The organism is Mycobacterium sp. 852002-53434_SCH5985345, assembly GCF_001667155.1.
Classification (GTDB): domain Bacteria; phylum Actinomycetota; class Actinomycetes; order Mycobacteriales; family Mycobacteriaceae; genus Mycobacterium.
Map to the genome: position 1 here is coordinate 72,701 of NZ_LZIE01000026.1, position 25,868 is coordinate 98,568.

Here is a 25,868-nt window from a genome sequence, read left to right on the forward strand (position 1 = left end):
GCGCCAACTGGTGACTTTGGTCCTTTCGCCGGTCCTTTCGCCGCGCCTAGCGGTCGACCAGCGTCCACTCCTCGAGACCCTCGTACAGCGGAAAGTCCCTGGCCAGGCGCGTCACCCGCTGCCGCAGAGCGGACAGGTCCGCCCCGCTGCCCGCCGCCAACGCGGTGGCGATGACGTCGGCAACCTCGGTGAACTCCGCGTCCCCGAATCCGCGGGTCGCCAGCGCGGGCGTGCCCACCCGCAGGCCGGATGTCACCATCGGCGGGCGCGGGTCGTTGGGGACCGCGTTGCGGTTGACGGTGATGCCGATCTCGTGGAGCAGGTCCTCGGCGGCCTGGCCGTCCAGCGGCGAGTTGCGCAGGTCCACCAGCACCAGGTGGACGTCGGTGCCGCCGCTGACCACCGACACACCGGCCTTGGTGACGTCGGGGGCCGTCAGCCGGTCGGCGATGATGCGGGCACCGGACAGGGTGCGCTGCTGACGGTCGGCGAACTCGGGAGTGCCCGCGATCTTGAGCGCGACGGCCTTGCCGGCGATGACGTGCATCAGCGGTCCGCCCTGCTGGCCGGGGAACACCGCGGAGTTCACGGACTTGGCGTACTCCTGCTTGCCCAGGATCAGGCCGGAACGCGGGCCGCCGAGCGTCTTGTGCACGGTCGTGGACACCACGTCCGCGTGCGGTACCGGCGACGGGTGCAGTCCCACGGCGACCAGGCCCGCGAAGTGCGCCATGTCCACCCACAGCTTGGCGTCGACCTCGTCGGCGATCGAGCGGAACGCCGCGAAGTCCAGAATCCGCGGGTAGGCCGACCAGCCGGCGATGATGACCTTGGGCCGGAACTCGAGGGCCTTGGCCCGCACCGCGTCCATGTCCACCAGGTGCGTCGTCGGATCCACACCGTAGAAGCCGGTTTCGTAGAGCTTGCCGGAGAAGTTGAGCTTCATCCCGTGCGTCAGGTGCCCGCCGTTGGCGAGGTCGAGGCCCAGCAGCCGCTCCCCCGGCGTCATCAGCGCCTGCAGCACGGCGGCGTTGGCCTGCGCTCCCGAATGCGGCTGCACATTGGCGAAGTCGGCGCCGAAGAGCGCCTTCGCCCGATCGCGGGCGATGTTCTCCACGACGTCGACGTACTCGCAGCCGCCGTAGTAGCGCCTGCCCGGCAGGCCCTCGGCGTATTTGTTCGTCAGCACGCTGCCCTGGGCCTGCAGTACCGACCGCGGCACGAAGTTCTCCGAGGCGATCATCTCCAGGGTGTCGCGCTGACGGCCCAGCTCTTTGCCGAGCAGCTCGGCGATCTCGGGGTCGACCTCGCCCAGCGCGGCGGACATGACGGACGTGGAGGCGCGGGCGTCGGGTGCAGCAGTCACGGCGCCAGTCTATCCAGCGACGGTTTAGCCAGCCCAGCCGTCGGGGGCGCGTCCGCCCCTGCAACACTTGCACTATGCCGCGGCTTAGCGAGCCGAGCCCCTATGTGGAGTTCGACCGAAAGCAATGGCGCGCGCTTCGCATGTCGACGCCGCTGGCCCTCACTGAAGAGGAATTGGTTGGCCTGCGCGGTCTTGGTGAGCAGCTCGACCTACTCGAAGTGGAAGAGGTTTACCTGCCGCTGGCTCGGCTGATCCACCTTCAGGTCGCCGCGCGCCAGCGGTTGTTTGCCGCCACGGCCGAGTTCCTCGGTGAGCCGCAACAGAACCCCGACCGGCCGGTGCCGTTCGTGATCGGCGTGGCCGGCAGCGTCGCGGTCGGCAAATCGACCACCGCGCGCGTGCTGCAGGCCCTGCTGGCCCGCTGGGACCACCACCCCAGGGTGGACCTGGTGACCACCGACGGCTTCCTATACCCGAACGCCGAACTCGATCGGCGAAACCTGATGCACCGCAAGGGTTTTCCGGAGAGCTACAACCGCCGGGCGCTGATGCGGTTCGTGACGTCGGTCAAATCCGGCAGCGACTACGCGTGCGCGCCGGTTTACTCGCACCTGAAATACGACATCATCCCCGGCGCCAAGCACGTCGTGCGCCATCCCGACATCTTGATCCTGGAGGGCCTCAACGTCCTGCAGACAGGTCCGACCCTGATGGTGTCGGACCTGTTCGACTTTTCGCTGTATGTGGACGCCCGCATCGAAGACATCGAGCAGTGGTACGTGTCGCGGTTCCTGTCGCTGCGCAGCACCGCCTTCGCCGACCCGGAGTCACACTTCCACCACTACTCGGCCCTCAACGACACCAAGGCCATCGTCGCGGCGCGCGAGATCTGGCGGTCCATCAACCGGCCCAATCTGGTCGAGAACATCCTGCCGACCCGGCCCCGGGCCACCCTGGTGCTGCGCAAGGACGCCGACCACTCGATCAACCGGCTCCGGTTGCGCAAGCTTTAGCGGCGTCCAAGCAGCCGTTGTGGCGGTTACGCCGTCTCGAGACGACGCACGCCCCAGTACTGCAGTCCGGCGAACGCCGCGGTGTACACGCCACCCGCCAGGGTGGCGGCAATGCCTGTCGCGGGCAACGGCAGCGCTTCGGCGGCCACGATCGCGCCCAGTGTGAACACGACGTTGGCCACGACGACGCCCATTCCGACGCGACGCAGGTTCGGCGCCGCCGCGAGGCTGAAGACAACCAAGCCGCCGAGCACGAAGAACGCGCCGAGGCTGTACTCCTGCAGCGACGTCAGGCCCGTCAGCGACGAAAGCGGGTCGGCCAGAAAAGCGATCGCCAAACCGCACAGGCCCGTCAGCGTGGCGTCGGCGCGCATGGCGAAACGCAGCAGTGAGTCGGTCGAGTCGTAGAGGGGGCGGGTTGCCAGACCTGGCGCGCCAGATGCATACATCATGTGATTACTCCTCGCGATGGCGGATTGGGTCGAACTTCAGCGTGCCGCCGGCGCACTGCCATATCGACTCGTGGCACTGCCAACTACTGCCACGGATAAAAAGACCAGTGGGCTCGCCGGGCTATTCCCATATGCGAGCAACAATCGAAATCGTTATTCGACAACCGCCAGTCTGGCATTCAACAGCCCCAGCAGTCACAGGATCGCGCTAGTCGCTGGCCACCGGGACCCGCCCGCGCAGGTCGGCCGCGATCAGCCGGGCGGCAGCGTTCTGCCAGTTGTGCAGCGAGCGCTGGGGGACCTCGGTGACCAACCACTGCCAGGCCTGCCGGGCGATGGGATCAAGTCCCGTGGCGGTGGCGTTCTGCGCGTACGCACGCACGCCGACGACGTAGGGGAAATAGAGCGAGTTGTAGTGGCGCCACTGCTCGGTGGTCCCGAAATCGCCGGCGTCACGCGGCTTGAGCCGCCCGATCGCGTCCGCGAGAACCGCCTTGAGTTCGTTGGCCCGCTCCAGCGGATGGTCGGGCGCGCCCCGGGCGGCGAGGCGCTCGTCGATGACGGGCAGCGCGGTCAACGGGCTGGCGACCAGCTTGCTCAGGTCGCCGTAATGTCCCAGGGCGCGGCGGGTGAGCCTGGCGAACGTGACGTCGTCGACGTGGCGGAGCGGATCCACCGACCGCAGCGGCAGCGCCGCGCCGGTATTGCGCAACGCCGCCCGATCCTCCCGCAGCGCGGGCGATTTCGAAAATGCCAGCCGATCGAGAACCCCGGCCAGCGGATCCGCCAGCACCTGCACGGCGATCGCGACCGCCAAACTGGTGAACAGCAGCACGGTGAGCGCGGTCTGCGCGGCGCGGTCGTGGCGGGTCAGCGCCAGGCCGATCAACGCCTGGCCGCCGAATAACACCGCCACCGCCACCGAGCCGGCAAACGAGCGGAGCATGTCGGCGCGCAACGCCTGGCCTTCGTCGAACGCGTCCCACAGCGCGACGGCGAGCCCGAGCGAGAGGACGTCGAGACTCGTCGACGCCAGCGCCACCCAGCTGGGCACCAGGCCGAGCGGAATGATGAGGATGGCGTTGCCGAGCGCGAAGAACAGCGTCGCGACGACGGCCAGCCCGACTGCCGACCGCGGCCGACGCGCCTGCCGCAACGCGACGGCCATCGCGGCGAAGGTGGATACCGAGATCACCGCGAACATCACCCAGTGGCCGGTCCGGAGTGGTCCCTCGACACTGCCGGCCAGCATCGCCCCGAACAGGCTCAGCACGGCGACAGCGGCCACCAGCAGAAACTCGCGCGTGCGCGGTCTCGAGCCGTCGCTAGGCCGGGCCAGCTCGACGAGCACCGCGAACCACGCCACGCCAGGGATGGTCACCAGGTAGATCTCAACGCGACTGAGCAGGTGCGCGTAGGCAGGGCTGGCGGTCCGCACGGCATCCAGCGCGACCACCAGCGCGAAACCGCACAGACCGATCGCCGCCAACACGAGCACCGGCTTCCGCGGATCGCGAGCGAGCAGGTATAGCCCGAGCCACCCGCTCAGCGTGAAAACCACCGCCGACAGCGCAGCCATGCACCCAGTTTGGCACGGGTAATGCGTGCCGACCCGCCGCGCCCGGCTCGCGCCGGGCTTGCGATCGGAAGGAGTCTGATGCGTTCCGACCCGCCGCGCCCGGCTCGCGCCGCGCTTGCGATCGGAAGGGGTCTGATGCGTGCCGACCCGTTACTTGCCGTACCTGCGGTGCCGCTGACTGTAGTCACGCAACGCACGCAGAAAATCCACCCGGCGAAACGCCGGCCAGTGCGCCTCCGTGAACCACATCTCCGAATACGCGCTCTGCCACAGCAGGAACCCGGAGAGGCGTTGCTCCCCCGACGTGCGGATCACCAGGTCGGGATCGGGTTGCCCAGAGGTGTAGAGGTTTTCGGAAATGCCGTCGACGCTGACCGCGTCGATGAGCTCCTCGGCGGACGCACCGTTGGCGAGTTCCTTGCTCAGCAAGGCCCGCACCGCGTCGACGATCTCGCGGCGGCCGCCGTAGCCGACCGCGACGTTGACGTGGAACGTCGCCACGACGGGTGTGGATTCCACCGCGTCGCGCACCCGCCGGGCCGGTTCCTCGCCGAGCAACTCCAGATCGCCGACGGTGCGCACGCTCCACCGGTTGGCGGGCGCGCAGATCTCCTCGACGACGTCGGTGATGATCTCGATGAGCCCCGCCAGCTCGTCGGGGTCGCGTTGGAGGTTTTCCGTGGACAGCAAGTAGACGGTGGTCATCTCGATGCCGGCTTCCTGGCACCAGCGCAGCATCTCGGCGATCTTCGCCGCACCCATGCGGTAGCCGTAGCTGACGTCGGTATAGCCGGCGTCGCGGGCCCATCGCCGGTTGCCGTCGCACAGGACCGCGATGTGACGGGGCAGGTGCGGTTGGGCGGAGGCCAGGCCCTGCCGCAGCCGCAACTCGTAGACGCGATACAGCGGGTCTTTGAGACGCGGCGGGATAATTTCCACGGAGATTCAGCCTACTGTGAGCTGCGCCAAATTCCGCCCTGCTATTCGGCGATGTCACCAGCGCGGAGAGACCATGCCGTTACCGACGCCGACTATGTTAGTGATGAGCAGCCACTGGCAATCCCCGACCTGCAAGACGAGGGCACAGGAGACATGAGCAGCCAGACGAGCACGTCTGCCAATTCGGACCGCTCGGATCGCGAATCCGAGACCGTCACCCCCGGCAACACCGTCGAACAGCTTGTCGAGGGTGCGGCCCAGGCGCTGAGCAAGCCCCGCATGCGCGGCTGGATCCACTTCTTCTCCGCGTGGCTGGCGATCATCACCGGCGCGACGCTGGTCTCTGTGTCGTGGGCCGCCTCCTCGCCGCGCGCCGGTCATTCGACGCTGATCTACGCGGCGGCGACCGTGGCGATGTTCGCCGTCAGCGCCACCTATCACCGGGTGCAGTGGACGTCCGATGCGGCCCGGAACCTTATGAAGCGGCTGGACCATTCGATGATCTTCGTGTTCATCGCCGGCAGCTACACGCCATTCGCGCGCCTGGCCATGCCGCAGCAGACAGGCGTGGAGGTGCTGTGGATCGTGTGGGGCGGCGCGGTGGCGGGCATCCTGCTGAAGGTGTGCTGGCCGACGGCGCCGCGGTGGCTGGGTGTGCCGCTGTACCTACTGCTGGGCTGGGTGGCCGTGTGGTACTGCCCGACGATCCTGCACAAGGCCGGCGTGGCGGCGATGGTGCTGCTGGCCGTCGGCGGGGTGTTCTACAGCGTCGGCGGCATCTTCTACGGGCTACGGTGGCCCGACCCGTGGCCCAGTACGTTCGGGTATCACGAGTTCTTCCACGCCTTCACCGTGATCGCGGCCGTCCTGCACTACATCGCCATGTGGTTCGCGGTGTTCTACGTCGGCGACCACGCGTGGCTGATGCACTGAACGACTACAGCTGCGTGACGTCGGCGGGCGACCAGTACGCCTTCATGTGAGCGACCTTGCCGTCCTCATCGAATGCCATCACGTCGATCGGCTCGATCACCATCCGGTGCTCCCCGGCGGTGATCGTGAGCCGGAAATGGAAAGCCGCCTCGTTGCCGGCGACCCGCAGCGTCACCAGCTCGCATTCGCGCTGCACATCGTTGACCGCCGAATAGAAGCCGTGGATCGCCTGGCGGCCGATGTGCACCTCACCGCCGACGGGATCCTCGACGGTGGCGTCATCGGCGTACAGCTCGACCAACTCATCGGCGCCGCCCTTGGCGACCAGTTCGATGTAGCGGTGGACCGTGTCGGTGATGTGTTGGGCGCTCGGCATGAAACTTCACGCTACCGTGGCGCGCCGAGCGCCCGTGCGAGGTCTTCCGCGGTGGTGACCGGCAAGTCGCACACCCGGCCGCGGCACACGTACGCGGCGTCGGCGCCGGCCACCCGGTCGCGACCGCTCAGCAGCGCCGACGAGTCCTTGTCGCCGCCCACGACGATCGCCCCGCCCGGTGCCAGCCGCCGCGCGTCGGCCAGCAGCGCCGACCGCGACGGTTCGCAAGCGACCGCGATCTGCAGCGGTCCGCGCACCGCGGCCTCAGCCACGGCCAGCCAGTGGCCCGCGGAGCGTGGCGCGCGCTCCAGCAGCACCGAATGCGTGTTGAGCCCGTCGCCCGCCGCCCGCAGATACCGTTCCGCCCGATCGCCGTCGACCAGGTGCGCGGCGGTGAGCAGCGCCTCGGTGATCGACGATGCGCCCGACGGCGTCGCCCCGTCCAGCGGGTCGGCGGGCCGAAGCATCAACCGCTCGGCGTCGTCGGCGGTGTCGAACCACCGGCCGGGCCGCTGCGGGTCGGCGAAGTGCCGCAGCGCGGTGTCGAGCAGATCCGTTGCCGCCGTCAACCAGCCGGCGCCGGCGTCCAGCTGGTAGAGGGCGAGCAGGCCGGTGGCGAGCATCGCATGGTCCTCGAGGATGGCGGCGCTGTCGCCGACCACCCCGCCCAGGCTGGCGCGCCGCAACCGCCCGTCGACCAGATGCGAGTCCAGCAGTGCGCGTGCGCAATCGCTTGCGGCCCCGGCCAATTCAGGCGCGTCCAGGGCCACGCTGGCCTCGGCCAGCGCGGTGATCGCCAGACCGTTCCAGGACGTGACGACTTTGTCGTCGCGGCCGGGCTGGGTGCGGCTGAGCCGGGCGGCCAGCAGCGCAGCCCGGACGCGTTCGAGGCGTTGCGGGTCGTCGGGATCGGCGGGCAATTGCAGCACCGAGGTTCCGTGTTCGAACGTGCCGGACGCGGTGACCGCGAAAGCGTTTGCGGCCCAGGGGCCGTCGTCGGGGCCGAGCACGTCGGTGAGCTGCCCGGGCGTCCAGACATAGGTCGAGCCCTCGCGGCCGTCGGTGTCGGCGTCCAGCGAAGACGTGAACACCGCGCCGTCGGCCAGGTCGTCGAGCAGGAAGCGCGCGGTCTGGGCGGCGACCCGGCGCGCCAACGGATCCCCGGTCCGCCGGGCCCAGTGCGCGTAGGCGCGCAGCAGCAACGCGTTGTCGTACAGCATCTTCTCGAAATGCGGTACCACCCAAGCGTTGTCGACGCTATAACGGGCGAACCCGCCGGCGAGCTGGTCGTAGATGCCGCCGCGGGCCATCGCGCTGCCGGTGTGCGCGACGGCCTCCAGCGCCGCCGTCGAGCCGGTGCGTTCGTGGTTGCGCAGCAAGGCCTCGAGAATCGCCGACGGCGGGAACTTGGGCGCGCCGCCGAAGCCGCCATGCACAGCGTCCCGATCGTCGAGCACCGCGGCGACCGCGTGGTCACACAGCGCCGGCGCGATGTCAGGGCCGCCGGAGGGCAGCCCGGAAGCCATCGCACGCAATTCGCCCGCGATGGCCTCGGACGCCTCCTCCACCTCGCCGCGGCGCTGGTGCCAGGTGGCGGAAACCGCCGAAAGCAGCTGCAGAAAGCTGTCTTTCGGGTAGTAGGTGCCGCAGAAAAAGGGCCGGCCGTCGGGCGTCAGGAAACACGTCATGGGCCAGCCGCCGTGTCCGGTCAGCGCCACGGTGGCGTTCATATAGACGGCGTCGAGGTCCGGGCGCTCCTCCCGGTCGACCTTGATGCAGACGAATCCCGAGTTCATCGCGGCGGCCACCTCGTCGTCCTCGAACGATTCATGGGCCATCACGTGACACCAGTGGCAGGCGGCATAGCCGATGGAGAGCAGGATGGGCACGTCGCGCTCGGCCGCGGCCGCGAGCGCCTGCGGGGTCCATTGCTGCCAGTGCACCGGGTTATCGGCGTGCTGCCGCAGATACGGGCTGGTGGCCAGCCCGAGGGTGTTCGTCGCTGCAGCGTCAGCCGGGCTCATCGCCGGGTCCCGGTGCCCGCTCCGATCCGTTGGCCTGGCCCGGGGCGCGGTTGTCTGCCTGGTCGACCGCGTCGGTGCCTTCGTCGGCGGCCTGGTCGGGCTCGGGGTGCTTGGGCTCGAACGAGTCGGGCACCTTCTTGAGTTGCTTGTTCATCGAGCGCAGCAGCAACAGCGTGGCGATCAGCAGCACCACGATGATCAGCAGCCCGATCGGGCTGGCCTTGCCGAAGTCCGGCCCGGTGTGCTGCGGCGCGCCGTCGGCCAACGCACTCGCTGTCAAAATGAGGTGGTTCACAAGTGCCTCTCGATCCCGGCGAACAGGTCGTCCTCGGGCAGACGGACCGGCACCCGCGAGCGTGCGAGCTCGAACTCCTCCGTCGGCCAGAGCCGCTGCTGCCATTCGATGGGCGCGGCGAAGAAGTCGTGGTCCGGATCGATTTGCGTGGTGTGCGCCCGCAGCGCGTCGTCGCGTTGGCTGAAATACGCCGAGCACTCGACACGCGTCGTGACCCGGGACTCGAACGGGTCGTGCGCGGCGTCCCAGTGCTCAAGCCATTTCGCGAACGGCGGTTCATGCCCGTGTTTGATCGCCTCGTCGTGCAACAGCTGCATCCGGGCCCGCAGGAATCCGTGGATGTAGTAGAGCTTCGATACGACCCACGGCTCGCCCGCGTCCGGAAACCGCCGGTAATCTCCGGCCGCCTCGAAGGCGCCGACCGAAACCTGGTGGCAGCGAATGTGATCCGGATGCGGGTAGCCGCCGTTCTCGTCGTAGGTGGTGATCACGTGCGGCCGGAACTCGCGGACCACGCGAACCAGCGACTCGATCGATTCCTCCAGCGGCACCAGCGCGAAGCATCCTTCGGGCAGCGGGGGCGGTGGGTCGCCCTTGGGCAAGCCGGAGTCGACGAAGCCCAGCCAGGTGTGTTCGACACCGAGGATCTCGGCGGCCTTCGCCATCTCGTCGCGTCGGATCTCGGCGATGTGGCCGTGCACCTCGGGCAGGTCCATCGCCGGATTGAGGATGTCGCCGCGCTCACCGCCGGTCAGCGTCACCACCAACACCCGGTGGCCCTCGTCGGCGTAGCGGGCGAGGGTGGCCGCGCCCTTGCTGGACTCGTCGTCGGGGTGGGCGTGCACCGCCATCAACCGCAGTTCGCTCACGTGCCCCCTTGTCGGTCTGCTGGTCGCCGGTTGCGAAACCTATAATTCCAGTTCTTCAGATCGTTGCATGCTGCCGGCCGGTGTCCGGCAGCCGACCACCCAGGCATACCCAGGCATGACCGAAACTCCCCCTGCACTCCCGGAGGCCCGCTACGGGCGCACCGGACGCCCCCGCGTACCCCGGCGTTGGCTGGTCGTCGCGCTGGGCGTGCTGGTGGTCGCGGCCGGGCTGGTGATCGCCGTCGTCGGCTACCACCGGCTGGGCACCAGCCCCGTGACGGGCACGCTGGGCAGCTATCGGGTGATCGACGACGAGACGGCGTCGGTAACGATCAGCGTGACGCGATCCGATCCGTCGCGGCCGGTGGACTGCATCGTGCGGGTCCGGGCCAAGGACGGCAGCGAGACGGGCAGGCGGGAAGTGCTGGTCCCCCCGTCCGATGCGGCCACGGTGCAGCTGACCACCACGGTGAAGTCCAGCAAACCGCCGGTGATGGCCGACATCTACGGCTGCGGCACCGACGTGCCGGCTTATCTGCGGTCGGCGTGACCCCGTAACAACAGCCGAACTGCGAATTTCGGGTCATCAATTGTTTGCGCGGTGGTAACATGGGTGAATGCACGGTTCCTGATGGGACCGTGTATTGCTGCATTAAGGCCGTGAGCAGAACGGATCGGCAGCACACGGGGAGCAGACCCGGATACTCCCGGCGGCGGGGTTAAACAGGCTTACGCGGGTACGCGGAACGACAACATGAGGAGCACGACGAGATGACGGACACTTCTGTGACCTGGTTGACCCAGGAGTCACATGACCGGCTGAAGGCGGAGCTCGATCAGTTGATCGCCAATCGTCCGGTTATCGCCGCGGAAATCAATGACCGCCGTGAAGAAGGGGACCTGCGCGAGAACGGCGGATATCACGCCGCCCGCGAAGAGCAGGGCCAGCAAGAGGCCCGCATCCGTCAGCTGCAGGACCTGCTCAACAACGCCAAGGTCGGCGAAGCGCCCAAGCAGTCCGGCGTCGCACTGCCCGGTTCGGTGGTGAAGGTCTACTACAACGGCGACAAGTCGGACACCGAGACGTTCCTGATCGCCACCCGCCAGGAGGGCGTCAACGACGGCAAGCTCGAGGTGTATTCGCCCAACTCACCGCTGGGCGGCGCCCTGATCGACGCCAAGGTCGGCGAGACCCGCAGCTACGTGGTGCCCAACGGCAACACCGTCGAGGTCACGCTGGTCAGCGCGGAGCCCTACCACTCCTAACCGCCGCCACCTCCGCGAGCAGAAACACGCCTCGGGCGTGCGATTTTGTGTCTGCTCGCGGTGGTTAGTCCAGCGCCTGGCCGAGGTCGGCCAGCAGGTCGGCGATGTCTTCGATGCCGACCGACAACCGCACCAGGTCGTCGGGCACTTCCAGTTGCGAACCGGCCGTCGACGCGTGCGTCATGGCGCTCGGGTGCTCGATCAACGACTCAACGCCGCCGAGCGACTCGGCCAGGATGAACACTTCGGTGCGCGCGCACAGATCCCGCGCGGCTTGCCGGCCGCCCCGCATGCGCACCGACACCATGCCGCCGAAGCCGAGCATCTGCCGAGCGGCGATCTCGTGCCCGGGGTGGCCGGGCAGACCGGGGTACAACACGGTGCTCACCGCCGGATGGCCGGAGAGGAAATCCGCGACGGCCGAAGCGTTTTCGCTGTGTCGCTGCATCCGCAGCACCAGGGTCTTCAGGCCACGCATGGCCAGGTAGGCGTCGAACGGGCCGGGCACCGCGCCCGCGCCGTTTTGCAAAAAGGCGAAGGCCGCGTCCAGCTCCGCGTCGTCGGTGATCAACGCCCCGCCCACCACGTCGGAGTGTCCACCGATGTACTTGGTGGTCGAATGCAGCACCACGTCGGCGCCCAGCTTCAACGGCTGCTGAAGCGCGGGTGAGGCAAATGTGTTGTCCACCAAGACTTTTAGCGAGAACTGTTTGCCCAGTTCGGCGAGGGCCGCGATGTCGGCAATGGACAGCAGTGGGTTGGTCGGTGTCTCCACCCAGATCAGGCGGGTCTGCGGCGTGACCGCGGCGCGGACGGCGTCCAGGTCGGACAGCGCCACCGGCGTGTAGCTGACGTTCCACTGCGTGAACACCTTGTCGATCAGCCGGAAGGTGCCGCCGTAGGCGTCGTTGGGGATGATCACGTGATCGCCGGGCCGCAGCATCGCCCGCAGGGCGCAGTCGGCGGCGGCCATGCCGGAACCGAACGCCCGCCCGTAGCTGCCCTCCTCCACCGCGGCGAGCGAGGCCTCCAGCGCGGCGCGCGTCGGGTTGCCGGTGCGTGCATATTCGAACCCGCCGCGCAGCACGCCGACCCCGTCTTGGGCGAACGTGCTGCTGGCATAGATCGGGGCGTTGACCGCCCCCGTCGCCGGGTCCGGCCGGTAGCCGGCGTGAATCGCTTTGGTGGCGAGTCCGGTGAAATGTCCGGTGTGGTCGTCGCTCATCGACGACCAGCCTAGGTGACGACCGAGCCGGCTACCGCGCCCGCACGACTAGCTCAGCTGTTGCTCGGTCCCGTCGAGCGGCAGGCAGACCGTCGTCATGATCTTGTCCGCCAGCGTCTGCCGCTTCGAATCCCACAGCGGGAAAAGGAAACCGATGAAGCAGATGATGGCGTCGACGAAGTGCGCGAGGGAACGCACGATGGACATCCCGAAGCCGAGGGGCTGACCGGTGACCTCGCTGACCACCTTGAACTTCATCACCGATTTGCCGACGCTCGACCCGGTGGTGCCCTGGCGGTAGCCGTAGTTCCAAATCAGATAGATCAACCCCACCAGCGACGCCAACCACTGCGCGGCCAGGCCGATGGTCGAGTTCTGCGTCGCGCAGTACTGGTTGACGGCGTACTGCGTGACATCGGTGACGCACGACGTCTGCTGGGTGGCGACCAGGATCCCGGTCCCGATACCGTGCACGACGGCGTACGGGAGGATGTCGATGATGAACGCCACGAGCCGGGTCAGCCACGGCGTGTAGGACTCCGTCGGCAACGTGCGGATCGCCGGTCCCGGAGGTGGTGGCGCGTACCCACCGGCGGACGGCGGGGGCGGCGGGTAGGAGCCGCCGCGCGGCGGCGGAGGCGGCGGATAGGAGCCACCCGCGGGAGTCGATGGAGGGGGCGGAACCGCCTGACCACCGGACGACCCGGGCGACGGCGGAGGTGGCGGATAAGCGTCGCCAGCCGGCGGTTGATCGGTCATGGGCACCTCTTCCCCTGCGGACCAGCTGAACCAGGCCGCATTACAGTACCTGAGCGCGCAGCGGCCGGGCGAGACACGCGTCGCGGCCGAAAGGGGCCCCGGCTACCGACGGCCTAACGGTCCACGAGACCCGTCCGAGAGGAAACCGAGCAGGTCATAGCGGGTGATCACACCGACCGGTTTGCCCTCCTCGACCACCATCAACGCGTCCCAGTCGCGCAGCGCCTTGCCGGCCGCGCTGACCAACTCCCCCGCGCCGATCATCGGCAACGGCGGGCTCATGTGCAGCGAGACGGCGTCGGCCAATTTGGCCCGGCCCTCAAAGACGGCCGAGAGCAGTTCGCGCTCGGAGACGCTGCCGGCCACCTCCCCGGCCATCACCGGCGGCTCGGCGCCGACCACGGGCATCTGGGACACCCCATACTCGCGCAGGATGCCGATGGCGTCGCGGACCGTCTCGGACGGATGCGTGTGCACCAGGTCGGGCAGCTCGCCGGACTTGCGGCGCAGCACGTCACCCACCGAGGCCTGCTCGGTCGAGCCGTCTAGACGGCTGCGCAGGAACCCGTAGGAAGACATCCAGGCGTCGTTGAAGATCTTCGCCATGTAGCCGCGCCCGCCGTCGGGCAGCAACACCACGACGAGCGCATCGGGTCCGGCCTCCTCGGCGACCTTCAGCGCCGCCACTACCGCCATCCCGCACGACCCCCCGACGAGCATCGCCTCCTCGCGGGCCAGCCGCCTAGTCATGTCGAACGAGTCGGAGTCGGACACCGCGATGATCTCGTCGGGCACCGTGCGGTCGTACGCGGCCGGCCAGAAGTCCTCGCCGACGCCCTCGACCAGGTAGGGCCGGCCGGTCCCGCCCGAGTACACCGAACCCTCGGGGTCGGCGCCGATGATGCGCACCTTCCCGTCCGACACCTCTTTGAGGTAGCGGCCCGCACCGGTGATCGTGCCGCCGGTGCCGATGCCGGCGACGAAGTGGGTGACCTTGCCATCGGTGTCGGCCCAGATCTCCGGACCGGTGGTGGCGTAGTGGCTGGCCGGGCCTTCCGGGTTCGCGTACTGGTCGGGCTTCCAGGCGCCCTCGATCTCCCGGGTCAGCCTGTCGGAGACGCTGTAGTAGCTGTCCGGATGGTCGGGCGGCACCGCCGTCGGGCAGACGACCACTTCCGCGCCGTAGGCGAGCAGCACGTTGCGCTTGTCCTCGCCGACCTTGTCGGGGCACACGAACACGCACTTGTACCCGCGCTGCTGCGCCACCAGCGCCAGGCCGACGCCGGTGTTGCCGGAGGTGGGTTCGACGATGGTGCCGCCGGGCTTCAGTAGGCCGCTCGCTTCGGCGGCGTCGATCATCCGCACCGCGATCCGGTCCTTCGAGCTACCCCCGGGGTTGAGGTACTCGACCTTGGCCGCCACAGTGCCGGCGCCGTCGGGAACCACGGAATTCAGGCGAACTAGCGGCGTGCCGCCGATGAGCTCGCTGATGTGCTGGGCGATCCGCATGCGTTCATCGTCTCAGGCAGGTTCCGGGGGTGCACGACGGCTTCGGAGTTGGCGTCTGACGGAGATTGCGCTAGCCGGTGGCCTCGCGGATATAGTCGCCGATCTGGCGCAGCGAGCGAACCGCCTCCGGGACCATCGGAGCGGCCAGCTGGAAGTCGTGAATCTGGCCGGGCCACACCCGCACCTCGGCCGGCACACCGACCGCGGCCAACCGGCTCGCCGCCAGCCGCGCGTCGTGCAGCAACACCTCGGATCCCGACACGTGGATCAGCGTCCGCGGCAGGCCCGGCTTGATGTGCTCCACCGGCTCGTAGATCTCCTCGGGCCGCCCCCCGACTTTGTGCTTTTCGGCCGCGCTGGCAACCAGCTCGGCCAGCGCGTCGAACGCCCGGGCGGAGAACATCGCGTCGGTGTTGATGTTGGGATGGGCCTGCTTGTGTTCCTTTGCCAGCTGCAGCAGCGGCGAGATCATTACCAGCGCAGCCGGCTCCTCGCCCTCCTCCTGGAGGCGTTGCGCCAGCGCGAGTGCGAGGTAGCCGCCCGCGGAGTCGCCGGCCAGCACGATCTGATCCGGCTCATATCCGCGCAGCCGCAGCCACTGGTAGCCATCGTGGCAGTCATCGAGGGCCATCCCGATCGAATGCTTGGGCAGCAGCCGGTAATTGACCACCAAGATCGGCGCGTCAGCAAACTGCGACAGCGCTTCGACCAGCCGGCCGTGCGAGTTCGCCCCGCACGTCAAGAACGCACCACCGTGGAAGTAGACGACCACCCGACGGGTGCCATCCGCGGGCAGCACGCCCGGGGCGCGCACCAGCTGCGCCGACGCGTTGGGCAAGTTCACCGTCTCGCGGACGGTGGCCGTCACCGGGAGCACCACCCGGGCCGCCAGGTCGATGAGGCCCCAGGGCCAGGGGAAGTTGGGAATGTGGCTGCCGACGGACAGGACCGGCCTAACCGTCACCCGCGACGTCAGGTTGGCCACCCGCGCAGCAACGCTGGGTCCGGATTCGAGGACCTCGACCGGGGTGCCATCGCTCATCGCGAACTTGCGCGGCCTGCTGGCCCTGCGAGCCGCGAGGACGTCGTGTGGACGAAGGGCGTTCCGGGGCGAGCCGGATACCTTGCCGGGTGCGCTCATGCTCAACACTTCCTACGCCTTTGTAGTGCGATACAGCATGTGACGAGGCAGCTAAGCATCTGGTTCAGCCGTTTGCCCGAGGCACTCAGCCAACCCCGCGAACTTAGCTTGACAGCCACTTCTTAAGACAACATTTAAAGAGTCTGATTTGTTACCTCATTTGCTTCGCACCGTGATCACATTGTTGGTCAGCCGACCCCGCAAACATGCAAGCCGAACTAAACTGGTCGCGTGACCATGCGGGTGCCCCGTCGTTCGGCAATCGCCCTGGCCACGGCGGGCGCACTCGCCTCGACAGGAACTGCCTATCTGGGCGCGCGCAACCTGCTGGCCGGCCAGGCGACGCACGCGCGCACCGTCATCCCCAAGGCGTGGGACATCCCGCCCCGCGCCGACGGCGTGTACACCCGCGGCGGCGGCCCGGTGGAGCGGTGGCACCGCGGCGTGCCGTTCGATCTGAGCCTGATGATCTTCGGTGACTCGACGGCCGCCGGCTACGGGTGCATCAGCGCCGAGGAAGTGCCGGGAGTGCGGATCGCGCGCGGCCTCGCCGAACAGACGGGCAAGCGAATCCGGTTGAGCACCAAGGCAATCGTCGGCGCCACGTCGAAAGGCTTGTGCGGCCAAGTCGATGCGATGTTCGTGGCCGGGAAGCCGCCGGATGCGGCGGTGATCATGGTCGGGGCCAACGACGTGACGGCCCTCAACGGCGTCAGCCAGTCGGCGCAGCGGCTCGGGCTGACCGTGCGCAAGTTGCGCGCCCGCGGTGCGGTGGTGATCGCCGGCACCTGCCCGGACCTGGGTGTCATCACCGCGATCCCCCAACCCCTTCGGTCGATCGCACACGAGCGTTGTCTGCAACTGGCGCGCGCCCAGGCCGCGTCGGTGCGGGCCGCCGGCGGTATGCCGGTGCCCCTGGCGCAGTTGATGACACCGCAATTCCGGTCGACGCCCCACGTGATGTTCTCCCCGGACGGCTTCCACCCGTCCGCCCCGGCGTACGCGATCGCGGCCGACGCGCTGCTGCGCGCGCTGTGTGAGGCGCTGGGCGAGGAGGTCGACCTCCCACCGCTGGAGTTGGCGGCATCGACGACCGCGCCGGTGCTCGGTCAGCGCCACACCCGAACCAGCGTGATGTCGCGGCTGTGGCGGCGCCCGGCGCCGGGACTCGCCCCGTCGTCGTGCCCGCAGGTGGCCAGCGACTAGATTTGTGCTAGCCCGTCGGCGTCAAGTCAACGGTTTGTGAAGCGAACTCGCCGGAATCCGGAAGGGATTTGAAGGGAACCGTCATGCCTGAAGCCGTTATTGTCTCTGCCGCTCGCTCGCCGATCGGCCGCGCGATGAAGGGGTCGCTGGTCTCCATGCGGCCCGACGATCTGGCCACCCAGATGGTGCGCGCCGCGCTGGACAAGGTGCCCGCGCTCAACCCGCACCAGATCGACGACCTCATCCTGGGCTGCGGCCTGCCGGGCGGTGAGTCCGGCTTCAACATGGCGCGCGTGGTCGCCGTCGAGCTCGGCTTCGACTTCCTGCCCGGCACCACCGTGAACCGGTACTGCTCGTCCTCGCTGCAGACCACCCGGATGGCGTTCCACGCCATCAAGGCCGGCGAGGGTGACGCTTTCATCTCCGCCGGCGTGGAGACCGTGTCCCGGTTCGGCAAGGGCAACTCCGACTCCTGGCCCGACACCAAGAACCCGCTGTTCGACGACGCCCAGGAGCGTTCTGCGGCGGCGGCCGCGGGCGCCGACGAGTGGCACGACCCCCGCGCCGACGGCAACCTGCCCGACGTCTACATCGCAATGGGGCAGACCGCCGAGAACGTCGCCATCCTGACCGGCGTCAGCCGCGAAGACCAGGACCGCTGGGGGGTGCGCAGCCAGAACCGGGCCGAGGAGGCGATCAAGAGCGGGTTCTTCGAGCGCGAGATCACCCCGGTGACCCTGCCGGACGGCACCACCGTGAGCACCGATGACGGCCCTCGTCCCGGCACCACCTACGAGAAGGTCTCCGAGCTCAAGCCGGTGTTCCGGCCCAACGGCACGATCACCGCGGGCAACGCCTGTCCGCTCAACGACGGCGCGGCCGCGCTGGTGATCACCAGCGACACCAAGGCCAAGGAACTCGGCCTGACGCCGCTGGCCCGAATCGTGTCCACCGGCGTCAGCGGCCTCTCGCCGGAGATCATGGGTCTGGGCCCGATCGAGGCGTCCAAGAAGGCGCTGGCGCGGGCGGGGATGTCGATCAACGACATCGACCTCTACGAGATCAACGAGGCCTTCGCGGTCCAGGTGCTGGGTTCGGCGCGCGAGCTGGGCATGGACGAGGACAAGCTGAACGTCTCCGGCGGGGCGATCGCGCTGGGACACCCGTTCGGCATGACCGGCGCGCGCATCGCGACCACGTTGATCAACAACCTGCAGACGCACGACAAGACGTTCGGGCTGGAGACCATGTGTGTCGGCGGCGGGCAGGGCATGGCGATGATCATCGAGCGACTGAGCTAACCGACCGTACGAGCTCGTCGTCGAGTGTGCGGCCATGGTCGCAACACGCCGGGCAGGTCCGCCCTCAGCGCACACTCGACGTCGCACACACGAAAAGACCGGCGCGCCAATCGGCGTGCCGGTCTTTTCGTGGAAGAGAACTAGTCGTTCTGCAGATAACTGAGCAGACGCAGGATCTCGAGGTAGAGCCACACCAGGGTCACGGTCAGGCCGAGGGCGATACCCCAGGCCGCCTTCTCCGGCGCGCCCGCGCGCACCATCTGGTCGGCCGCGTCGAAGTCGATCAGGAAACTGAACGCCGCGATGCCGATGCAGACCAGCGAGAAGATGATCGCCAGCGGACCGCCGCTGCGCAGGCCCAGGCCGGTGCCTCCGCCGACGTGGAACATGGCCAGCACGAAGTTGCCGAGCATCAAGGCCAGCACGCCGAACATCGCGGCGACGAGCATCCGGGTGAACTTCGGGGTGACCCGGATTGCGCCGGTCTTGTACACCACCAGCATGCCGAAGAAGACACCGAAGGTGCCCATGACGGCCTCCCCGATCAGCACGCCGGCGTTGGCGTGCGAGACCGCGAAATTGGCGAAGACGAACGAGATGGCGCCCAGGAAGAGCCCCTCGAGGACGGCGTAGCTGAGCACGATGGCCGGGCTGTCCTGCTTGCGGCCGAAGGTCGCGACCAGCACCAGCCCCAGGCCGCCGAGCGCGCCGACCAGGGTCAGCGGCATCGCCAGTGCGAGGTTGGACGCCACCAGGAAGTAGGAGACCACAGCGGACACCGCCAACACGGCCAGCGTGATGCCGGTCTTGGTGACGACGTCGTCGATGGTCAGCGGACGCGAAGCCCTGGTCTCCTGGTAGGGAGCTTGGTAGGGCGCCGCGTAGGGGTCGCCTCCATAGCCCTGCATTGGGGCCGCGCCTGTGCCGAATTGCGCGTATCCGCCCCGCTGCTTGGGCAGCGAACGAAATACCGGGTTGCTTGTCTCCCGCACCGTCGGATCCTCTCTATTGGCTTCGAGCTGTGCGAACACAATCTCAACGATCAGCGTCCCGTCCGGGTTCCCGGCCGACCTGGGCATTTTCCGGTGCCTGGAGCCTTCTAAATGACACGGCCGCTCTCGTCGGGTTAAAGATAACCCTTACCCGGGGGTATCGCGTCGGTCGTCACGATCTAGATTTTTCGTTCGAAGGTGCACCGGCGATGGGAGGTCAGGGCGTGACCGAGGAATCCGACGAGGTTCTAACCCGCGTCGACGGCAACGTCGGTCTGATCACGCTCAACCGCCCCAAGGCGATCAACTCACTCAATCAGCGGATGGTGGACGCGCTGAGCGCCATACTCACCCGCTGGGCAGGAGACGACGCGGTATCCACCGTGGTGCTCTCCGGCGCCGGCGAGCGCGGCTTGTGCGCCGGCGGCGACGTGGTCTCCATCTATCACAGCGCGCGTAAGGACGGGGTCGAGGCGCGGCGGTTCTGGCGCGACGAGTATCTGCTCAATGCCCAGATCGCCGATTTCTCCAAGCCGTACGTGGCGCTGATGGACGGCATCGTGATGGGTGGCGGCGTCGGCGTCAGCGCGCACGCGAACATCCGCGTGGTGACCGACACCTCCAAGATCGCGATGCCCGAAGTCGGCATCGGCTTCGTTCCCGATGTCGGCGGGATGTTCCTGCTATCCCGAGCGCCCGGTGGGCTGGGTCTGCACGCCGCCCTGACCGGAGCTCCGTTTTCCGGAGCCGACGCCATCGCCATGGGATTCGCCGACCACTACGTGCCGCACGACGATCTCGAGGCGTTCACCCGCGCGATCGTGGCTGACGGCGTCCAGAGCGCGCTTGCCGCGCACGCCATTGAGTCCCCGCCGAGCGAGCTTGCCGCACAACACGGTTGGATCGACGAGTGCTACGCCGGCGACACGGTCGAGGACATCGTCGCCGCGCTTCGCGCGCATGACAGCGGCCCCGGCCCTGGACCTGCCCAAGACGCCGCCGACCTGATCGACACGCGATCGCCGATCTCGTTGTCGGTGACCCTGGAAGCCGTCCGGCGCGCCGCCAAACTCGAGACGGTGAAAGACGTTCTCATTCAGGACTATCGGGTGTCGTCGGCATCGCTGCGCTCACACGACCTGGTCGAGGGCATCCGAGCACAGCTGATCGACAAAGACCGCAACCCGAAGTGGTCGCCGGCGACGCTCGCCGCGGTGACCGGGGCCGACGTCGAGGCGTATTTCGTCCCGGTCGACGACGACTTGAGTTTCTAGAAAGGCTATTGGCGATGACAGACGCTGATTACGAAACCATCCTGGTCGAGCGTGACGAGCGCGTCGGCACCATAACCCTGAACAGGCCGAAAGCGCTCAACGCGCTCAACACCCAGGTGATGAACGAAGTGACCAGGGCGGCAACGGAATTCGACAACGATCCCGGCATCGGAGCGATCATCATCACGGGTTCGGCCAAGGCGTTCGCGGCCGGTGCCGACATCAAAGAGATGGCCGCCCTGACGTACGCCGAGGCGTTCGACGCCGACTTCTTTGGCCCCTGGGCCAAACTGGCGGCCGTGCGCACCCCGACCATCGCCGCGGTGGCGGGGCACGCGCTCGGCGGTGGCTGCGAGCTGGCCATGATGTGCGATGTGCTGATCGCCGCCGACACAGCCAAGTTCGGCCAGCCGGAGATCAAACTCGGTGTGCTGCCCGGCATGGGCGGCTCCCAGCGCCTCACCCGCGCCATCGGCAAGGCCAAGGCCATGGACCTCATTCTGACCGGGCGCACCATCGACGCCGCCGAAGCCGAACGCAGCGGCCTGGTTTCGCGAGTGGTGCCCGCCGATGATCTGCTGGCCGAGGCCAAGGCCGTCGCCACCACGATCTCCCAAATGTCACGATCGGCGGCCCGGATGGCCAAGGAGGCCGTCAACCGGGCGTTCGAATCCACGCTGTCCGAAGGGCTGCTCTACGAACGTCGCCTCTTCCACTCCACCTTCGCGACGGAGGACCAGTCCGAGGGCATGACGGCGTTCATCGAGAAGCGCGCGCCCAACTTCACCCACCGGTAGGCATGCGATGACCGAGCCGGGCACAGCGACGAACACCGAAGCCGGCGGCAACGCGACGGTCGTCACCGAGGAAGGCGCGCGTCCGGATACCCGGCCGCAGACTCGCGAGCCGCGGTCACCCAAAAAGCCTTGGTGGGTAAGGCATTACACCTTCACCGGCACCACGGTGGGCCTCATCTTCATCTGGTTCTCCATGACGCCGTCCCTGCTGCCGCGCGGTGCGTTGTTTCAGGGGCTGGTCAGCGGCATCTCCGGCGCCATCGGCTACGGGCTGGGCGTCTTCGCCGTGTGGCTGGTCCGCTACATGCGCGCCAAGGATCACAGTCCACCGCCGCCGCGCTGGGCGTGGAAGGTGCTGATTCCGATCGGTGCGCTCGGCATGGTGCTGATGGCCATCTGGTTCCACGTGTGGCAGGACAACGTGCGCGACCTCATGGGCGTACAGCACCTGAAGTGGTACGACTACCCGGTGGCCGCGGGCCTTTCGCTGGTGGTGCTGTTCACCCTCGTCGAAATCGGTCAGTTCATCCGTTGGCTGGTCAGGTTCCTGGTCGGCCAGGTCGACCGCATCGCGCCGTTTCGGTTGTCGGCGACCATCGTGGTGGCGCTGCTGTTGGTGCTCACCATCACCTTGCTCAACGGTGTCGTGCTCAAGTCCGCGATGCGGACCATGAACAACACCTTCGCCTCGGCGAACAACGAGATGAATCCTGACACTGCGCCGCCGAAGACGCCGTTGCGGTCCGGCGGTCCCGAGTCACTGGTGTCGTGGGAATCCCTTGGGCACCAAGGTCGCATCTTCGTGGAAGCCGGCCCGAGGGTTGACCAGCTGGCCGCCTTTAACGGCGCTCCGGCAACCGAGCCGATCCGGGCCTATGCCGGGCTGAACTCCGCGGACGGCATCACGGCGACCGCCGAGCTGGCGGCGCGCGAGCTGCAGCGCACCGGCGGGCTGCAACGCGCCGTCGTCGCCGTCGCGACCACCACCGGCACCGGCTGGATCAACGAGGCGGAAGCCGACGCGCTCGAGTACATGTACAACGGCAACACCGCGATCGTCAGCATGCAGTACTCGTTCCTACCGAGCTGGCTGTCGTTTTTGGTGGACAAGGAGAACGCCCGCCACGCCGGGCAGGCACTGTTCGAGGCCGTCGACCGGTTGATCCGCCAGATGCCCGAAGCGCAACGCCCCAAGCTCGTCGTGTTCGGCGAGAGTCTGGGATCGTTCGGCGGCGAGGCGCCGTTCATGAGCCTGAACAACGTCCTCGCCCGCACCGACGGCGCCTTGTTCAGCGGACCGACATTCCAGAACACCATCTGGACCGACCTGACGTCGACGCGGGACGCCGGTTCCCCGGAGTGGTTGCCCATCTACAACGACGGCAAAAACGTCCGGTTTGTCGCTCGCCCAAACGATTTGGGGCGCCCGAATTCCGCATGGGACCACCCCCGGGTGGTCTATCTGCAACACGCCTCGGATCCGATCGCCTGGTGGTCCCCCGACCTGCTGTTCAGCAAACCGGACTGGCTGCGGGAGCGGCGGGGTTACGACGTGCTGCCCGAGACCCGCTGGATCCCGGTGGTGACGTTCCTGCAGGTCACGGCGGACATGGCCGTCGCGGTCGACGTCCCCGAGGGCCATGGCCACCACTACGTCGCCGACGCGGCCGACGGCTGGGCCGCCGTGCTGTCACCGCCGGGTTGGACGCCGGAAAAGACCAACAAGCTACGGCCACTGCTTCATTCGGATGCCTCCTCCACCGGGTAGCTAGAGCCAGCGGCGACCGGGGTTGCCGGAGCTGGCGAGCACTCCCGGGCCGGCGTCGTGCGAGCCGGCGCCGGAAAGTTGTTCCAGCACACCGGCACCCGCGAGCGCGTGATAGCCGCCGATGACGTCGGTGGCGCGATGCAGGCCGATGTCCAGCAGCGCGGCGGCCGCGAGGCTGGAGGTGTAGCCCTCCGAGCACACGATCACCCATTCGACGTCGTCGCCGACGGCCTCGGGCAGCTTGGCCTCGCTGGTCGGATCGCAGCGCCACTCCAACACGTTGCGTTCGATCACCAGCGCGCCGGGGATCGCACCCTCGCGGAAGCGCTGCGCCTGCGGCCGGATGTCGACGAGCACCGCCCCGCGCCGCAGCGCATCGGGCACCTCGGCGGCGGGAAGGCGACGGTAGCGGCGCCGGGCGGATCTCAACACGACATCGATGCGGCTCATCACGGTCCTTCCGGTTGGTCGGTCAGTTCGGTGCGCTGGCGGCGCAACCGATTTCGGCCGGTGACCTCGTAGTAGGACATCGCGGTCAGCGGCGGCGAGTAAGCGTGCACGCTGAGCGAAGGTGTCACCGGCTCTCGGACGGTGCCCGACAGGCCCGAGACCGGCACCGTCACGGGTCGCGGCGCCCACACCACGTCATGCACCCAGCCCAGCGGAAACCCGGCCTGATCGCCCGCGTCGAGCCGGCGACGCCGCAGGGCCCGGCCGTCCCAACGAAATTCGTTGAGCGACCCGGACAGGACCGTCAGCGCGCCCAGGGACCCACCGTGGTCGTGCAGTTCGGTGTGATGACCGGGAACCCAGCTGATTAGCCAGACGTCCAGCTCCTCGTCACCGTGGATGCGGGTGAACCAGCGGCGCGACTCGGGTATTCCGCCCGGCGGCAGCAGGTGGTCGCAGCGTCCGCTCAGCACGTCGTCGGCGGCCTGGTCGGTGGCTTGCAGGAGGTCGGGAACCCGCAGGCGGGTCGGTCCCGACGATGGGGACGAAACGGTGCGCGGGCGCAACGCAGCCGGAGCGGCAAGAGGCAAAGACATGGTGGAGCTCCACAAAGAAGGATCGGACAGGCGGCGGCGTGTTACGGCCGACAACACTCGCAAAATCCGAAGCGCTCCATCACGGCCGCCAGTGTTGCATAGATTGAGAGGGTGCGCTGGTGCGGTCAACGGCCCCGACTGTGGGGCACGCTCCTCGTGGCGGCCGGATTATTGGCGGCTACGGGATGCTCGCCTGACGCCCCGAGCGGTAAGCCCGCGTCCTCATCTGCGCGGCCGGCGGACCTACCGGGCCGCCCCGCTGCGGCGCCGCCGGGCGCCATCGGTATGTCGCCGGCGGGCGTGACGACCAGGGTCGACGTGCCCGCGAATTCGACCGAGGAAGAGTATTACCAGGCCTGTCACGCCGCAAAACTGTGGATGGACGCCCAGCCCAAGACCGGTCAGCCGCTGCTCGAGCCCTATCTGGCGATGGTCCAGGCCGCCCCGTCGGGCACCGCGGGCAGCTGGAATGCCCGCTGGGCGGATCTGACGCCGGCCCGGCAGGCGGCCGTGATCACCGCCGCGCGCGCCGCCGCCGGCGACGAATGCGGCTAGCGCTTTCGAACTGCTGCGCGATTGAACTCACGGGTAGAGAAAGTGCCAACCCGGCCGGTGCAATACCGCTCCGCCGCGCAAAATGAAGAGATGCCGGACGGACCTGGCGGAGTCATCGCGCGCCGATCGTCACCGACGCGCGTCGCGTTGGCGCTGGGCAGCGGCGGGGCCCGCGGCTACGCCCACATCGGGGTGATCGACGCGCTGCGCGCCCGTGACTACGAGATCGTGGGGATCGCGGGCTCGTCGATGGGCGCGCTGGTCGGCGGTTTGGAGGCGGCCGGTCGTCGCGACGAGTTCGCCGACTGGGCGAAGTCCCTGACGCAGCGCACCATTCTGCGCCTGCTGGACTTCTCGATCAGCGCGGCCGGGGTGATGCGGGCCGAGAAAATCCTGGACGCGGTGCGCGACATCCTCGGCCCCCTCGACATCGAGCAGCTGCCCATCCCCTTCACCGCGGTGGCAACGGACTTGTTGACCGGCAAGTCGGTGTGGTTCCAGCGCGGTCCGATCGACGCGGCGATCCGTGCCTCCATCGCCATACCAGGCGTGATCGCGCCACACGAGGTCGACGGGCGGCTGTTGGCCGACGGGGGCATCCTGGACCCGCTGCCGATGGCCCCGCTGTCGGCAATCAACGCAGACGTGACCATCGCGGTGAGCCTGTCCGGCAGCGAGGCGATCGCCAACCGCGAGGGCGAGGCCGGGGTGACCGCCGAATGGTTGAACCGCATGGTGCGCAGCACCTCCGCGCTGCTCGACACCTCCGCGGCCCGGTCGCTGCTCGATCGCCCGACCGCGCGCGCCGTCCTGGGCAGATTCGGCGCTTCCCCCGCGGAAGCGGACAGCTGGTCGGACGGTGCGGACGTCGCGGAGCCCGCTGCCGGGGATGACGCGGCCGACGTACTGGCCGACGCCGCACCCGAGATCCCGAAGCTGGGCAGCTTCGAGGTGATGAACCGGACGATCGACATCGCCCAGGCGGCGCTGGCGCGCCATACGCTGGCGGTCTACCCGCCCGACCTGTTGATCGAGGTCCCGCGCTCGGTCTGCCGGGGACTGGAGTTCCACCGGGCGGCCGAGGTGATCGCCGTCGGCCGTGCGCTGGCGGACGAGGCCCTGGACGCCTTCGAGAACGAAAGAAACACGCCACCGCCGCCCGAAAGCTGAAACCCGTACTGCG

At 68.2% G+C, this 25,868-nt stretch carries 26 protein-coding genes; 11 read left to right on the forward strand and 15 right to left on the reverse strand.

The genetic code is table 11. The features are described 5' to 3' along the window. Positions 1-46: 46 nt before the first annotated feature. Positions 47-1,327 carry a serine hydroxymethyltransferase gene (gene glyA / locus A5756_RS04955; RefSeq protein WP_066948148.1) on the reverse strand — a complete coding sequence of 427 codons (1,281 nt, stop codon included), beginning with the start codon at positions 1,325-1,327 and terminating at the stop codon, positions 47-49. A gap of 113 nt (positions 1,328-1,440) precedes the next feature. On the opposite strand from glyA, the gene coaA reads away from it, so the two are divergent. After that, the gene (coaA, locus tag A5756_RS04960) at positions 1,441-2,379 is read left to right on the forward strand and encodes a type I pantothenate kinase (RefSeq protein ID WP_066948151.1); all 939 of its coding nucleotides are present in this window, start codon (positions 1,441-1,443) and stop codon (positions 2,377-2,379) included. Between the two features lie 26 nt (positions 2,380-2,405). Here coaA and A5756_RS04965 read toward each other — a convergent pair whose 3' ends face one another. From A5756_RS04965 to A5756_RS04975, 3 genes are all read right to left on the reverse strand, one after another. Beyond that, a complete protein-coding gene (locus tag A5756_RS04965) occupies positions 2,406-2,831 on the reverse strand; it encodes a hypothetical protein (protein WP_066948153.1) in 426 nt (141 codons plus the stop codon). A 208-nt stretch (positions 2,832-3,039) separates the two neighbouring features. Next, entirely contained in the window at positions 3,040-4,410 is a 1,371-nt protein-coding gene (locus A5756_RS04970) for a hypothetical protein (protein ID WP_066948156.1), read from the reverse strand. Between the two features lie 150 nt (positions 4,411-4,560). Continuing rightward, a complete protein-coding gene (locus tag A5756_RS04975) occupies positions 4,561-5,349 on the reverse strand; it encodes a (2Z,6E)-farnesyl diphosphate synthase (protein WP_066948159.1) in 789 nt (262 codons plus the stop codon). Positions 5,350-5,502: 153 nt separating this feature from the next. On the opposite strand from A5756_RS04975, the gene A5756_RS04980 reads away from it, so the two are divergent. Further along, entirely contained in the window at positions 5,503-6,282 is a 780-nt protein-coding gene (locus A5756_RS04980; RefSeq protein ID WP_066948162.1) for a hemolysin III family protein, read from the forward strand. Between the two features lie 4 nt (positions 6,283-6,286). Here the strand turns inward: A5756_RS04980 and A5756_RS04985 are convergent, their stop codons facing one another. The 4 genes from A5756_RS04985 to mca are packed head-to-tail and all read right to left on the reverse strand — an operon-like array spanning position 6,287 to position 9,846. After that, complete coding sequence (locus A5756_RS04985) at positions 6,287-6,658, reverse strand: nuclear transport factor 2 family protein (protein ID WP_066948165.1); 372 nt, start codon at positions 6,656-6,658, stop codon at positions 6,287-6,289. An 11-nt stretch (positions 6,659-6,669) separates the two neighbouring features. Further along, a complete protein-coding gene (locus A5756_RS04990) occupies positions 6,670-8,682 on the reverse strand; it encodes a thioredoxin domain-containing protein (RefSeq protein ID WP_066948168.1) in 2,013 nt (670 codons plus the stop codon). Further along, a complete protein-coding gene (locus A5756_RS04995; RefSeq protein ID WP_066948171.1) occupies positions 8,669-8,977 on the reverse strand; it encodes a hypothetical protein in 309 nt (102 codons plus the stop codon). The genes A5756_RS04990 and A5756_RS04995 overlap by 14 nt, the downstream gene beginning before the upstream one ends. Beyond that, positions 8,974-9,846: a mycothiol conjugate amidase Mca gene (mca, locus tag A5756_RS05000; RefSeq protein ID WP_066948174.1), complete on the reverse strand. Its 873-nt coding sequence runs from the start codon at positions 9,844-9,846 to the stop codon at positions 8,974-8,976. The genes A5756_RS04995 and mca overlap by 4 nt, the downstream gene beginning before the upstream one ends. A 115-nt stretch (positions 9,847-9,961) precedes the next feature. Between mca and A5756_RS05005 the strand changes: the two genes are divergently transcribed. Both A5756_RS05005 and greA read left to right on the forward strand, forming a co-directional pair. Then, positions 9,962-10,396: a DUF4307 domain-containing protein gene (locus A5756_RS05005; protein ID WP_066948275.1), complete on the forward strand. Its 435-nt coding sequence runs from the start codon at positions 9,962-9,964 to the stop codon at positions 10,394-10,396. Between the two features lie 221 nt (positions 10,397-10,617). Then, positions 10,618-11,112, forward strand: a complete 495-nt coding sequence (gene greA / locus A5756_RS05010) for a transcription elongation factor GreA (RefSeq protein WP_007168983.1) — start codon at positions 10,618-10,620, stop codon at positions 11,110-11,112. 64 nt (positions 11,113-11,176) lie between these two features. Here greA and A5756_RS05015 read toward each other — a convergent pair whose 3' ends face one another. From A5756_RS05015 to A5756_RS05030, 4 genes are all read right to left on the reverse strand, one after another. Continuing rightward, positions 11,177-12,337 carry a cystathionine gamma-synthase gene (locus A5756_RS05015; protein WP_066948177.1) on the reverse strand — a complete coding sequence of 387 codons (1,161 nt, stop codon included), beginning with the start codon at positions 12,335-12,337 and terminating at the stop codon, positions 11,177-11,179. A 48-nt stretch (positions 12,338-12,385) separates the two neighbouring features. Continuing rightward, a complete protein-coding gene (locus tag A5756_RS05020) occupies positions 12,386-13,096 on the reverse strand; it encodes an RDD family protein (protein WP_066948180.1) in 711 nt (236 codons plus the stop codon). A gap of 102 nt (positions 13,097-13,198) precedes the next feature. Beyond that, positions 13,199-14,605 carry a cystathionine beta-synthase gene (locus A5756_RS05025; RefSeq protein WP_066948183.1) on the reverse strand — a complete coding sequence of 469 codons (1,407 nt, stop codon included), beginning with the start codon at positions 14,603-14,605 and terminating at the stop codon, positions 13,199-13,201. A 70-nt stretch (positions 14,606-14,675) separates the two neighbouring features. After that, complete coding sequence (locus tag A5756_RS05030; RefSeq protein WP_066948185.1) at positions 14,676-15,746, reverse strand: alpha/beta hydrolase fold domain-containing protein; 1,071 nt, start codon at positions 15,744-15,746, stop codon at positions 14,676-14,678. Positions 15,747-15,977: 231 nt separating this feature from the next. Between A5756_RS05030 and A5756_RS05035 the strand changes: the two genes are divergently transcribed. Continuing rightward, positions 15,978-16,952 carry an SGNH/GDSL hydrolase family protein gene (locus A5756_RS05035; RefSeq protein ID WP_066948188.1) on the forward strand — a complete coding sequence of 325 codons (975 nt, stop codon included), beginning with the start codon at positions 15,978-15,980 and terminating at the stop codon, positions 16,950-16,952. Positions 16,953-17,035: 83 nt separating this feature from the next. Then, positions 17,036-18,253: an acetyl-CoA C-acetyltransferase gene (locus A5756_RS05040; protein ID WP_066948191.1), complete on the forward strand. Its 1,218-nt coding sequence runs from the start codon at positions 17,036-17,038 to the stop codon at positions 18,251-18,253. A 140-nt stretch (positions 18,254-18,393) separates the two neighbouring features. On the opposite strand, the gene A5756_RS05045 is transcribed toward A5756_RS05040, so the two are convergent. Then, positions 18,394-19,245, reverse strand: coding sequence for a Bax inhibitor-1/YccA family protein (locus tag A5756_RS05045; RefSeq protein WP_066948279.1), 852 nt, complete (start codon positions 19,243-19,245; stop codon positions 18,394-18,396). A gap of 224 nt (positions 19,246-19,469) precedes the next feature. Here A5756_RS05045 and A5756_RS05050 point away from each other — a divergent pair, with 224 nt between their 5' ends. The 3 genes from A5756_RS05050 to A5756_RS05060 are packed head-to-tail and all read left to right on the forward strand — an operon-like array spanning position 19,470 to position 23,084. After that, the gene (locus A5756_RS05050) at positions 19,470-20,519 is read left to right on the forward strand and encodes an enoyl-CoA hydratase/isomerase family protein (RefSeq protein ID WP_066948194.1); all 1,050 of its coding nucleotides are present in this window, start codon (positions 19,470-19,472) and stop codon (positions 20,517-20,519) included. A 14-nt stretch (positions 20,520-20,533) separates the two neighbouring features. Continuing rightward, positions 20,534-21,316, forward strand: coding sequence for an enoyl-CoA hydratase (locus A5756_RS05055; RefSeq protein WP_066948197.1), 783 nt, complete (start codon positions 20,534-20,536; stop codon positions 21,314-21,316). A 7-nt stretch (positions 21,317-21,323) separates the two neighbouring features. Continuing rightward, positions 21,324-23,084: an alpha/beta-hydrolase family protein gene (locus tag A5756_RS05060; RefSeq protein ID WP_066948201.1), complete on the forward strand. Its 1,761-nt coding sequence runs from the start codon at positions 21,324-21,326 to the stop codon at positions 23,082-23,084. Here the strand turns inward: A5756_RS05060 and A5756_RS05065 are convergent, their stop codons facing one another. Beyond that, positions 23,085-23,534 carry a rhodanese-like domain-containing protein gene (locus A5756_RS05065; RefSeq protein ID WP_066948205.1) on the reverse strand — a complete coding sequence of 150 codons (450 nt, stop codon included), beginning with the start codon at positions 23,532-23,534 and terminating at the stop codon, positions 23,085-23,087. Further along, positions 23,534-24,130: a cysteine dioxygenase gene (locus A5756_RS05070; protein ID WP_066948209.1), complete on the reverse strand. Its 597-nt coding sequence runs from the start codon at positions 24,128-24,130 to the stop codon at positions 23,534-23,536. Before A5756_RS05070 ends, A5756_RS05065 begins: the two co-directional genes overlap by 1 nt. Before the next feature lie 111 nt (positions 24,131-24,241). Here A5756_RS05070 and A5756_RS05075 point away from each other — a divergent pair, with 111 nt between their 5' ends. Then, a complete protein-coding gene (locus A5756_RS05075; protein WP_066948212.1) occupies positions 24,242-24,685 on the forward strand; it encodes a lipoprotein LpqV in 444 nt (147 codons plus the stop codon). A gap of 90 nt (positions 24,686-24,775) precedes the next feature. After that, positions 24,776-25,855 carry a patatin-like phospholipase family protein gene (locus A5756_RS05080; RefSeq protein ID WP_066948283.1) on the forward strand — a complete coding sequence of 360 codons (1,080 nt, stop codon included), beginning with the start codon at positions 24,776-24,778 and terminating at the stop codon, positions 25,853-25,855. Positions 25,856-25,868 lie beyond the last annotated feature (13 nt).